The 11,638-nt window shown below is 50.5% G+C and carries 9 protein-coding genes; 6 read left to right on the top strand and 3 right to left on the bottom strand.

The annotated features are described in order from the left end of the window. Window positions 1–532: 532 nt before the first annotated feature. Window positions 533–1,369, top strand: coding sequence for a transposase (locus tag ACO0LN_RS29150; RefSeq protein ID WP_422980061.1), 837 nt, complete (start codon window positions 533–535; stop codon window positions 1,367–1,369). A gap of 382 nt (window positions 1,370–1,751) precedes the next feature. Here ACO0LN_RS29150 and ACO0LN_RS29145 read toward each other — a convergent pair whose 3' ends face one another. The 3 genes from ACO0LN_RS29145 to ACO0LN_RS29135 all read right to left on the bottom strand — a co-directional run bounded on the left by ACO0LN_RS29145 (window position 1,752) and on the right by ACO0LN_RS29135 (window position 6,115). Continuing rightward, window positions 1,752–4,022, bottom strand: a complete 2,271-nt coding sequence (locus ACO0LN_RS29145; RefSeq protein WP_162058140.1) for a TonB-dependent receptor — start codon at window positions 4,020–4,022, stop codon at window positions 1,752–1,754. A gap of 516 nt (window positions 4,023–4,538) precedes the next feature. Beyond that, window positions 4,539–5,405, bottom strand: a complete 867-nt coding sequence (locus ACO0LN_RS29140) for an SDR family oxidoreductase (RefSeq protein ID WP_422980058.1) — start codon at window positions 5,403–5,405, stop codon at window positions 4,539–4,541. Between the two features lie 50 nt (window positions 5,406–5,455). Further along, entirely contained in the window at window positions 5,456–6,115 is a 660-nt protein-coding gene (locus ACO0LN_RS29135) for an O-methyltransferase (RefSeq protein WP_422980056.1), read from the bottom strand. Between the two features lie 414 nt (window positions 6,116–6,529). Here ACO0LN_RS29135 and ACO0LN_RS29130 point away from each other — a divergent pair, with 414 nt between their 5' ends. The 5 genes from ACO0LN_RS29130 to dnaG all read left to right on the top strand — a co-directional run bounded on the left by ACO0LN_RS29130 (window position 6,530) and on the right by dnaG (window position 11,494). Next, window positions 6,530–7,195, top strand: coding sequence for a TetR family transcriptional regulator (locus ACO0LN_RS29130; protein WP_422980054.1), 666 nt, complete (start codon window positions 6,530–6,532; stop codon window positions 7,193–7,195). A 45-nt stretch (window positions 7,196–7,240) separates the two neighbouring features. After that, entirely contained in the window at window positions 7,241–8,440 is a 1,200-nt protein-coding gene (locus tag ACO0LN_RS29125) for an NAD(P)/FAD-dependent oxidoreductase (RefSeq protein ID WP_422980052.1), read from the top strand. Window positions 8,441–8,748: 308 nt separating this feature from the next. Further along, window positions 8,749–8,961 carry a 30S ribosomal protein S21 gene (gene rpsU / locus ACO0LN_RS29120; protein WP_005877634.1) on the top strand — a complete coding sequence of 71 codons (213 nt, stop codon included), beginning with the start codon at window positions 8,749–8,751 and terminating at the stop codon, window positions 8,959–8,961. Between the two features lie 242 nt (window positions 8,962–9,203). Continuing rightward, window positions 9,204–9,650, top strand: a complete 447-nt coding sequence (locus ACO0LN_RS29115; RefSeq protein WP_422980050.1) for a GatB/YqeY domain-containing protein — start codon at window positions 9,204–9,206, stop codon at window positions 9,648–9,650. A 50-nt stretch (window positions 9,651–9,700) separates the two neighbouring features. Next, window positions 9,701–11,494 (top strand): DNA primase, encoded by a 1,794-nt coding sequence (gene dnaG / locus ACO0LN_RS29110; RefSeq protein WP_422980048.1) that lies wholly within the window; start codon window positions 9,701–9,703, stop codon window positions 11,492–11,494. The last annotated feature ends 144 nt before the right edge of the window (window positions 11,495–11,638 follow it).

The raw sequence follows: 11,638 nt of genomic DNA, 5'->3' as shown, positions 1-11,638 counted from the left end.
GGCATCATCCTCTTCAGGATCGCCTCTTTCCGTTCCTCTGAATACTTTTTCACTTGATCTCTTTTTCCCGCCCCCGATATGATTTCTATTTATCGGATGACGCGACAACTATTCTGACATCGGGGGGACATGCATACAGCAAGGTAGATTTTACAGTTTTAAAATAAACGAATTGTCGGCTCTTCCTTATCTGAAATGGGAGATACAGCGTGTTAGTCAACCGGTCAACAGTGACTTGTAGCGACAAAGCCAGGGTGCCCTGTTCATTGTTCAGTTAAACCAATTCCTCCGCCAGATAAGCATTTTTTGCAAAATCTGGCGAAGGTTTTGGTGCCGTTGAACACGGAGGTGTAAAGTGGACCCGTCTGTCCAGACAAATATGCACTGAGTTTAAGATACTTCCCTGATCTCTACAGCTGCGAACAAATTGGGGTCACGAACAAATTGCGAACAAATTGGGGTCAGTTCTAATAAAAATGGGGGTCAGTTCTAACATTCCAACATTTCCCATAAAACGTGCTATGCTAAAACCATGGCCAGACCCCTACGTTTAGAATTCGCCGGAGCTTTGTATCACGTCACTTCTCGCGGAGACAGGCGTGAGGATATTTATATTGATGACGATGACCGTCAAGAGTGGTTGACTGTGCTGGCAGAAGTCTGTGACCGCTTTAACTGGGTAGTGCATGCCTACTGCGAGATGAGTAATCATTATCATCTTTTGGTAGAAACCGTGGATGGTAATTTGTCGCGTGGCATGCGCCAACTCAATGGCTTGTACACCCAGCGTTTCAATCGCAAGCACAAGCAAGTAGGTCATCTGTTTCAGGGCAGGTACAAGGCTATTCTGGTGCAAAAAGAAGCGCATCTATTGGAGTTGGCCCGCTACGTTGTTCTTAATCCCGTGCGTGCAAAGATGGTGGACCTGCCAGAAGACTGGCCCTGGAGCAGCTATGACTACTGCATGCACGACAAGCATGCGCCAGAATGGCTTGATACTGACTGGCTGCTGGGGCAGTTTGGTGCCAGCCGCAAACGGGCGCGTGTAGCCTATGCAAAATTTGTGCTGGAAGGAGTGGGCTTGCCGTCACCTCTGCTGGCGACCAGGCATCAGTTGCTATTGGGCGATGATGCGTTTGTCGAAAAATACCAGCATCAATTACGGCCTGAAGATCTGCGTGAAGTGTCGCTGGCACATCGCCGTTCCATTGCACTCCCTCTAGCTACTTACCAGCAGCAATACACAAATCGAGATGAGGCCATGTATCGTGCCTATCATTCCGGTGCTTATACCATGGCTGAAATAGCGGAATTTTTTACTGTGCACTACATGACTGTTAGCCGGGCAGTGCGAAAATTTGAGGCGTAATGAGAATGGCACAGTGCATTGCATTTTTATCTGATCAATCGATATCGGCTTTTGCTGGCATGCACGAGGATGACAGCTGCGGACCTAGTTGATGAGTTGACGCTCTCATTTTCAATTGCAAATAGCAGTTGCATAAAAATGCGATTTTGAATTTTTCCTTGACCGCACAAAACCAGGTCGTACTCTTTCTTTCACATTGCCAGTGAAACGCAATCGACAGCGAAATCAGGCAGGTTTACTTTTGAACTCTTTATATTCCCTGGATTCACTCACGGCATGGGTGGCGGATAACCATGGTCCCTGCCACGACCAAATCTGTTTTAACATGCCCCCATAAAAAAACGCCGGATCACTCCGGCGTTTTTTATCAGCTTAACAATGATCAGAAGTTAGCCTTGAACTGTACGCCGTAGTTGCGTGGTTCGTTCAGGATACCTGTCAGGTTGTTGAAGTCGATGGCGGCAATGACTTGTTGCTTGTTGGTGATGTTGCGACCATAAGCAGCGAGTTCATATTTGCCGTCAGCCCACATGTAAGCCAGGCGCAGGCCGCCTTCGAGCATGGATTTGGCTTTGTATTCCTTGGCTTCATACAGGAACATATTGTAGGAATCTTTGTAAGACCAGTCTGTGCTGGCGTACAAAGTGCCTTCGCCGATTTGTGTGGAATAACGCAGCGAGAAGTTACCTACCCATTTAGGCGCACGTGGCAGTGGATTGCCACCGATCAGCACTGTGCCTTTGACCGGGCCTGCAGGATTTGTCACTGTACAGCCGTTACCGCAAGGGGCGACGAACAGTTTGTCATCCTTGATTTCGGTGTCATTATAGCTGATACCCAAAGTGGTTTTCCAGTTACGGCTCAGGTTAGCTTGCAAATCCATTTCAAAGCCCTGACCAACGGCTTTGTCTGCATTCACCAGCTTGTTCTGATTCACGCCACCGCTACCTGCTGTCAACTGCAAGTCTTTGGCTGTATATTGGAATACCGTTGCGCTGATACGTGCGGTGTTATCCAGGATGTCTTTCTTGATACCAGCTTCGAAAGACAGGGTTTTTTCTGAATTGGCGACGGAGATGCTGTCACCAAACAAGACGCGACCCTGAATACTTGGTGCGCGGTAGCCAGTAGCGATACGGGCAAACACGGATGTTGCCTTATCCAGTGTGTAGTTCGCACCTATGTCCCAACTGATGTTGGTGGCAGATGGGTTGGCTCTGAACAAAGGTGTGCCAGGTGTGCCCAGGGCTGTACCGGGTGTCCAGGTGCGTTGCGCATCAAAGTCTTTTTTATCGCTGGTATAACGCAAGCCGCCGCGCAGTTTGAACTGGTCGGTAACGGCATAGTTCACCGTACCGAAGGCTGCCCAGGATTTTGCACTTTGATGTTGAACTGCATAACCGTCTTGTGGATTGCCTGGTGCCAGGGAATTGAAGTCGAAGCTATCGACTTGCAGTTCTTCGCTGAAGTAATACAAGCCGCCTATCCATTGCAGCGCGTCTTTAGTATTGGATTCAACGCGGAACTCTTGCGTGATCTGTTTCAAACTAGGCAAGCCATCTGCAGTTTCAGATGGGAATGGGATAAAGCCAGGGCCCATGGAAGAAGCGAACGATGCGCCATAACCACCATCGACGTCAGCGCGGCTATAGAATTTTGCCTTGTCATACGCAGTGATGGAATGCAGACTCATGCCTGGCATATCCCAGCGCAAACGGACGCTGCCACCGGAAGATTGCAGCTTCTGGCTGTTCAAGCCATCTGTTGGGTAGCTGGCATAGTCAAAGCCTGGAACAATATTGTTTGTTCCTTTTTGGATGATATTGGCGCGGAACAGAGTGGCATTGCCAGACATGTCGCGGCCATGCAAATTCACCAGAGCGCTGAAATCACCGTTTTTATACGAGAATTGCAAGCGTGCGGCGTTATCACGGTAGCCTTCGAGATTTTTCTCGCCAGTGGAACGTGGATTGGTGACGCGGTCATCACGTGTCTGTGATTGTGCTGAGAAGCGCATTGCCCAGTCTGGATTCAACGGCACGTTGATCGCGCCTTCCAGATTGATCGCTTTGTAATTACCAAAGCCGATATTGCCATAGCCTTCAAAACGACGGGTAGGTTTGGCGGAGTCGAACTTCAGTACACCAGCTGGCGAGTTGCGGCCAAACAGCGTGCCTTGTGGGCCGCGCAGAATTTCTACCTGATCTACGTCAAATACTGGGAAGCCTTTCAGCATAGGGCTTTCTTGCACGACGTCGTCATACACCAGGCCAACTGGCTGGGATGCATTCAGATCGAAATCGGTATTGCCCAGACCACGGATATAGAAGCGTGGGAAAGAGCGGCCAAAGTCGGATTCCACGTTCAGGCTGGGTACGCGCGCCGCCAGGAAGCGGATATCCTGACCACTGGCATTGTAAGTGTCGAGCGCTTCGCCTTTGATGGCAGAAATGGACATCGGTACTTCCTTGATGTTTTCTGCACGGCGGTTGGCGGTAACGATGACTGTTTCCAGTTGCGTACCATCATTTTTTGCTGCAGGCGTGGCAGTCTGAGCCCAGGCAGCTTGCATGGGGAAGGCTGCAGCAACCGCCAGGGCGATCACGCTGAAGCTGACTCCCTTGTGCAATTGCTGAGAAATAGTTTTGCGCATGTTAAATTCCCAAGTTGATGTTAATCGATGATGTTCTGAAATGGTGCACTTGCACCATCCCTGAAATGGGGCGTGGTGAAATCGGGGATTTCGCTACGAGCGCCACCGCAAACGTTTGCGTAATCGTTTGCGGTGCGGCGAATCTGTTATCTCTCTAGCCAGCAAACAAGTCAAGAATTACTTAAATCCAAATAAGGAAATAAGCTTTTTGCTGCAAAAATGTTGCGGATTTCAAACAATAATGTTGCTGAACAGAATTCCCGGTTTGCAGATTTTTTTTGCCTGAAAATGGGGCATGACAAGGGGCGGTAATGGAAAGTGGACTTGCTGCAGATGGCAATTGCCACAAAATTTTTCATGACATATCAGAGACTTGGAAAAAACTGGTCTGCTAATTCAACTATCCTCATGTTGCTGAAGCAGGAGGAAGACAAAAAAACCTGGCAACCGATCTTAGCAGCTTGCCAAGGTATTTGAAGGAGTTTCCTTGAAATAAATGTCTGTCAGTCTGTGTAGTTAGCTGATGTAATAAGCGGCTTGGTCAAGGTCTGCGAGCAGAGATGGGCCTTCAGGTGCCCAGCCCAGCAGTTCTCTCGTCCGCAAACTGGAAGCCGCCATGTCAGCCCCGGCCATTTTTGCGAACCAGCCAAAGTGATCTGCTTCCCTCGATTCAACTGGCAAACCAAGATGGCGACCTATCATTTCAGCGATGGCTTTGAAGGGAATTCTCTCATCGGCAATGGCATGGTAAGCCGCTTGAGTCACGCCCTGCTCAAGTGCGAGGCAATACACGCGCGCTGCATCTTGCCGGTAAACGCCAGACCAGCAGTTTTGGCCGTCGCCCAGGTAAGCCGAGACGCCCTTTTCCTTTGCCAGACGTATCAGCAGAGGCACAAAACCGTAATCACCAAGTCCATGAACCGATGGTGCCAGCCGCACGGTTGCGGCGTGTATGCCGCGTGCAGCCAAGGCGCAGGCGCTTGGCTCTGATTTGCGTGGTGAGCCTGGATTGGGCAGGTCCAGCTCGGTGGCTCCACGTGCCATGCCCAGCAAGCCTGAGGTCACGATCAGGGGCCGGTCAGATCCCTCCAGTGCGCTTCCCAAGGCTTCGATGACAAGACGGTCTTGCTCACAATTCTCGATGAATTTTGAAAAGTCATGATTGAACGCGGTGTGAATGACGGCGTCAGCTTTGTCTGCGGCCGTACGCAGTGCATCAAGATCTTCTAGCCTGGCGAGCAAGACTTTTGCTCCCGTTGCAGCGAGTGCGGTTGCCTTTTCGGCAGAGCGGGCAAGTCCGGTTACCAGGTGACCTGCGTTTATCAATTCCTGAACTACTGCAGAGCCTACCCAGCCAGTGGCTCCTGTGACAAATACGTGCATCATATTTTCCTTGAATTTAATTGTGCTTTTTTTTGAGGGTTTGTGAGAATTCAGCCCAGCCACATCGATACTTCTACATCGTCGCCAAATGGCAAGGACAGGTAACCGCTACCTGGCGCACGTATCTGCGCGAGATAATCCGGGCTGTAGTCTGCGTTGTCAGCGATGATCAGTGCGCCTGGGCGCAAGTGCTTTTCGACCAGCGTCAGGACATCGTTATAGAGTGCCTTGGCACCGTCGAGTAATAGCAGGTCAATGGATGCAGGAATATCTGTTGCCAGCGTCTGCAATGCATCGCCTTCACGTATCTCGACCAGATCAGCCAGACCGCCTTCGCCCAGATGTTTGCGTGCCTGCGCTACTTTCGATGGCTCAAATTCGCTGCTGATCAGGCGGCCGCCACCGTTATCACGCAATGCTGCTGCCAGGTGCAGGGTGGAGATGCCGAAAGAGGTGCCAAATTCAACGATATTGCGGGCATTGCTGCTGCGCGCCAGCATGTAGAGCAGCACGCCTGTCTCGCGCGAGACGGGCAGCCAGAGGTCTTTTAGTAAACTATAAAAATCCAGGTATTCGGTTTTGCTGTGCATCAGGCGTTCGCGCTCTTCGCGCGAGATGCTGGCAATGGCCGGGCTGGTTGCTGCGTCGGCTTGGCTGAACAGACGGTCAAGCAAGGCCGCCAGTGTGGGTGAAGTAAGTGTATTGGTCATGAATATATCCGGTTCTGAATTGAGTGCAAATGTGAATGCCACCTGCAATGCAGACGGCTATAAATAAAACGCGATTAATTCGTCGCATTGGTGAAAAATGATACGGGCAATGATTCACCTTGACTAATCGCATTGGGCCTCGCGTTTTTTGACAGGCTTGCGTTAATGGATAAGTCTTTGATTCAATATAAAAATTTGCGTGTCAGGTCGCGAAAATTGGGGGCTTGAATGACATTTCATCAGATCAAAGCTCAGGTTTTGCTTTGGAGTGAAATCGCTTCGTTTGCAATGATGTGGGTGAGTTGCAAGCTGATTGAGGGATGGCACAGCTTGGGTTAAGATGTGACGGATTCATCGCATTACGACAGGATGGATTTCCCATTTTCTTGCTCTCTTTCTACGGTTTCTTACACGATGACTACCCGCCGCCGTCCTCAGGTTTCCACCCGCAAGCAACCACAACAGGTGCGCTCGGCAGGTCTGGTAACGGCAATCCTGGAGGCGGCAGTTCAGGTTTTGGCGCAAGAAGGTGTAACGCGTTTTACTACGGCGAGAGTGGCAGAGCGGGCGGGGGTTAGCATAGGCTCGGTTTATCAATATTTCCCGAATAAGGCCGCGATTCTGTTCCGGTTGCAAACCGACGAGTGGCAACAGACTACTGAGATGTTGCGCCGCATTCTTGAAGACACCAGCAAGCCGCCGCTTGAACGCCTGCGCACACTGGTTCATGCTTTCATACGCTCGGAATGCGAGGAAGCAGAAACGCGTCTGGCCCTCAGTGATGCCGCACCACTTTACCGCGACGCGCCTGAGGCACAGGAGGTAAAGGCTTCCGCAGACCGTACTATCGAATTATTTATGGCAGAAGTACTGCCCGGTGCATCTGCGTCCACGCGCACGCTTGCCGGTGATCTGGTCACCGCGACCCTGAGTTCAGTAGGCAGCAGTTTTTCTGGCACGCGCCGCACTCAGGCGGAGATCAAAATCTATGCCGATGCCATGGCGGATATGTTTTGTGCTTATCTCAAGGGCATTCAGCAAGATTGGGCTGCATTGGCAGATTCATTGCGCCTGCCATAAGCTACAATCTCGCCTGAATTTTTGAAAGTACCGAAAGTAAATGCCATGAGTAATCAATTTGACCTTGCCGTGATAGGCGCAGGCGCAGCCGGGATGATGTGTGCTGCTGTTGCAAGCCAGCGTGGCAGGCGCGTGGTATTGATTGATCATGCCACCCGTCTGGCTGAAAAAATCCGTATCTCGGGTGGTGGGCGATGCAATTTCACCAACCTGCATGCAGGCCCGAATAATTTTCTATCTGAGAACCCGCATTTTTGTAAAAGCGCTTTATCTCGCTATACGCCGCAAGATTTTTTGTCCTTGATGAAGCGCTACCAGATTGCCTGGCATGAGAAGCATAAAGGCCAATTGTTTTGCGATGACAGTGCTGAAGACATCATCCGTATGCTCAAGGCTGAGTGTGATGCTGGCAAGGTCGATTGGCGCATGGGCTGCAAGGTCGATGATGTTCAACAACAGGAGCAGGACGGTTTCTTGCTGCAAACCAGCGCAGGCGTCATCCACACTGCGCAAGTGGTGATTGCCTGTGGTGGCTTGTCCATACCAAAGATAGGCGCGACTGACTTTGCCCATAAGGTAGCCCGCCAATTTGGTCTGAAGATCATAGAACCTCGTCCTGCCCTCGTGCCTTTGACGTTTGACGCCAAGGCCTGGGAGCCTTTCGTGCCCCTGTCTGGTATTTCACTGGAAGTAGATATAGAGACTGGCGAGAAAAAATCCCGCATGGTATTCCGAGAAGATTTGCTGTTCACTCACCGTGGCTTGTCTGGCCCGGCCGTTTTGCAGATATCGAGCTTTTGGGAGCCTGGCAAAGCCATACGCATCAATCTCTTGCCAGAAGTCGATGTGGCAGAAGATCTGGTGGGGAATAAATCGACGATCAAAAAAAATCTTACAAATCATTTATCGCAATACCTGCCTGCACGCCTGGTTGATGGGCTGCTGACTGCCCATGGTTTTGCTGGTGATGCCAGGGTTGCGGACATGCCGGACAAGCGCTTGCGCCAGCTCGGTGAAAAGTTGAACCGCTGGGAACTGATACCGAATGGGTCTGAAGGTTACCGCAAGGCTGAAGTCACCCGTGGTGGTGTTGATACCCGTGAGTTGTCCCAGCAAAGCATGATGGCGAATAAAGTGCCTGGATTGTATTTTATCGGCGAGGCAGTCGATGTAACGGGGTGGCTGGGTGGCTATAATTTTCAGTGGGCCTGGGCCTCGGGTACAGCGGCTGGGCTGGCGATATAAAGTGTTGTAAGAGCGGTGTTGTAAGTGCAGTGTTGAGCAGTGTTGTCAGGGCGTTGTATTTTTGCCTGTTATAATACCCGGTAGCAGTATGTTGAATTGCATCTCATTTTTTACTCTGTAATGAATGATATTCAGGAACATACCCCTGTAAATATCGAAATTTCCAGATAAATGTAGGTTGAAATTTGTTGATCTTGTTTTGCCTTGCGTAAGTTTTTGCGCAAGATTTAATCAACTTTCTTCCATTAACTTAATTTTCCTGTTAATATCTCGGTCTTCCTATAAATCTTTCCATGGTTTGAACTTACATGACCACAATTCGCCTTAAAGAAAACGAGCCGTTCGAAGTTGCCATGCGCCGCTTCAAGCGCACTATCGAAAAGACCGGTCTGTTGACCGAATTGCGCGCTCGCGAGTTCTACGAGAAGCCAACAGCAGAACGCAAACGTAAGTTGGCTGCAGCTGTTAAGCGTCACTACAAACGTATTCGTAGTCAGCAATTGCCTAAGAAGATGTACTAATCCAGCTGTTGTGTCTGGCAATTTGCCGGATGCCTCATCGCTGTTGGTGCATTAAAGCTTAGGTTTGCATGCCCGCTCCGGTCAGCCGCAGCGGGCTTTGTTGTCTTTGTTTCGGGCGTTGTGCAGGCGCTGTGCAAGTACTATGCAAGTATTGTGTGCCGTACTGTATGTGCGCCCGGGCTGGTATGTGATTCCAGTGCAAGTTTGAGCGGAATTCATTTAAATAATTTCAGGAGCAGCTTATGAGTTTGAAAGAGCAGATTACCGATGACATGAAGGCTGCCATGCGCGCCAAAGAATCAGTCAAGCTGGGCACTATCCGCTTGCTGACTGCTGCGATGAAGCAAAAAGAAGTCGATGAACGCGTAGAGTTGGACGATGGCATGGTATTGGCCATCATAGAAAAAATGCTCAAGCAGCGTAAAGATTCCATCACCCAGTTTGAAGCGGGTGGTCGCCAGGATCTGGCTGATATAGAAAAAGCTGAACTGGCAGTCTTGTCTGTCTATATGCCTGCCGCAATGTCGGATGAAGAAGTGCAGGCGGCTGTAGCTGCTGCTGTGACAGAAACCGGTGCAGCCGGCCCGCAAGACATGCGTAAAGTGATTGATGTGTTGAAGGCAAAACTGGCTGGCCGTGCCGACATGGGCAAGGTTTCTGGTCTGGTCAAAGCGGCATTGTCCAAGTAATCTGGTCATCTGCTTAGACTTTTGTTTTATCCTTTAGCTGGCGTCCTGCTTTGATACCACAAAGTTTTATACAGGATTTACTGGCCCGCGTTGATATTGTTGACGTGGTGGGTAAATACGTGCAGCTCAAAAAAGGTGGCGCAAACTACATGGGTTTGTGCCCCTTTCATAATGAAAAATCCCCAAGTTTTACCGTCAGTCCGACCAAGCAGTTTTATCATTGCTTTGGTTGTGGCGCGCATGGCAGTTCCATCGGTTTCCTGATGGAATATTCTGGCCTCAGTTATGTGGATGCCATTCGCGACCTGGCGCAAAACAATGGCATGATCGTGCCGGAAGAAGACCGGCTCTTGCCCGCCCAACGCGCAGAAGTTACGGCAAAAAGCCTGGCTTTGTCAGAAGTCATGACCAGGGCAGGTGAATATTACAAGCAGCAATTGCGTAGCGCGCCGCAGGCCATTGCTTATCTGAAGAAGCGTGGTTTGACTGGTGAAATAGCGGCGCGCTTTGGTCTTGGTTTTTCGCCAGATGCCTGGGATGGTTTGCGCAGCGTCTTCACTGACTACAATATACCCGCCCTGGTCGAGGCTGGTCTGGTCATTGATAAAAGTGAAGAGGAGGGTAATGGTCGCAAACGCTATGACCGCTTCCGTGACCGCGTCATGTTCCCGATACGTAATACCAAGGGTCAGATCATTGGTTTTGGTGGGCGCATCATGGAGCAGGGTGAGCCCAAATACCTGAACTCGCCGGAAACCCCGCTATTTCAAAAAGGCCTGGAATTATATGGCCTGTTTGAGGCGCGCCAATCCATACGTGAAGCCGGCTATGTGCTGGTCACTGAAGGTTATATGGATGTGGTGGCGCTGGCACAGATGGGTTTCCCGCAAGCTGTGGCAACCCTGGGTACTGCGTGTACGCCTACCCATGTGCAAAAACTCTTGCGCCAGACGGATCATGTGATTTTCAGTTTTGATGGTGATAGTGCCGGCCGCCGTGCGGCCAGACGTGCACTCGATGCCTGTCTGCCGCATGCGAATGACGACAAGGTCATCAAGTTTCTGTTTTTGCCCAAGGAACATGACCCAGATAGCTATATCCGTGAATTTGGTGCAGATGCCTTTGAGCAGGAAGTGCGTGATGCGATGCCGCTGTCGCAATTCTTTATGCGCGAAATGATAGGCGACAATGATTTAAATACTGCAGAAGGGCGCGCCCGCACACAGTTTGACGCCAAGCCCCTGTTGCAGGCCATGCAGTCATCCGGTATGCGTTTGCAACTGGTGCGCAATCTGGCGCAGGTAACGCAAACCAGTCCGGCTGAAATTGAAACCATGTTTGAACTCAGCCAGCCAGTTGCCCGCGTAAAGTTGGCGCCACCTAAGAGTAAGCGCAATGCACCGGTTGGTCTGGAATTGCAGATCATGCGCATCCTGGTTGCACATCCTTCGCTGGCGGTGATGCTGGATGAAGGTGTACTGGCAGATGCGGCAGCGTTGTCACCCGATGGGGCTAATATGCTGCGCAGCCTGGTATTTACGGCGCAAAGCATGGGTGAAAGTGCCCAGTTTGCTGCACTAGCTGAGCAATTGCGTTCTCTGGGCTCAGACTTTGATGCGCTGATCGCCGAGATCGCTGAGCAGGCAGAGACCGATATCGATATTGTCAGACTGGAATTAGCCGGGGCTCTGCGCCAAATGCGCCATCAAGTCTTGCGTGCCGAGGCCGAGAACCTGGCTGCGCGTGGCTTGCGTACTCCTGAAGACATGGCGCGTTACCGTGAAATTGGGCAATTGCAAGAACAGCTTAAAAAGCAGGCAGCGGCTGAAGCTGCATTGCGTTAAATAAAAGGCAACTTTCGCAGGCTAAGCTTTTCTCGTTTTCAGTGCTCATGGCAGATTGAATTCAGGCCTTGTTATTTGCGGTTTTGGCTTCATTTCTGCTATTGGAATCAAGGTGGGGATCAAATTATTTAATTATTTGCTAAA

It is taken from the genome of Undibacterium sp. TC9W (assembly GCF_049339865.1).
In the GTDB taxonomy this organism is placed as follows: Bacteria; Pseudomonadota; Gammaproteobacteria; order Burkholderiales; family Burkholderiaceae_D; genus Undibacterium.
This window is presented reverse-complemented; position numbering and strand designations above follow the sequence as displayed.

Coding starts and splice junctions, on each gene's coding strand:
- ACO0LN_RS29150 (WP_422980061.1), top strand. CDS start 533: ATGGCCAGACCCCTACGTTTAGAATTCGCCGGAGCTTTGTATCACGTC.
- ACO0LN_RS29145 (WP_162058140.1), bottom strand. CDS start 4,022: ATGCGCAAAACTATTTCTCAGCAATTGCACAAGGGAGTCAGCTTCAGC.
- ACO0LN_RS29140 (WP_422980058.1), bottom strand. CDS start 5,405: ATGCACGTATTTGTCACAGGAGCCACTGGCTGGGTAGGCTCTGCAGTA.
- ACO0LN_RS29135 (WP_422980056.1), bottom strand. CDS start 6,115: ATGACCAATACACTTACTTCACCCACACTGGCGGCCTTGCTTGACCGT.
- ACO0LN_RS29130 (WP_422980054.1), top strand. CDS start 6,530: ATGACTACCCGCCGCCGTCCTCAGGTTTCCACCCGCAAGCAACCACAA.
- ACO0LN_RS29125 (WP_422980052.1), top strand. CDS start 7,241: ATGAGTAATCAATTTGACCTTGCCGTGATAGGCGCAGGCGCAGCCGGG.
- rpsU (WP_005877634.1), top strand. CDS start 8,749: ATGACCACAATTCGCCTTAAAGAAAACGAGCCGTTCGAAGTTGCCATG.
- ACO0LN_RS29115 (WP_422980050.1), top strand. CDS start 9,204: ATGAGTTTGAAAGAGCAGATTACCGATGACATGAAGGCTGCCATGCGC.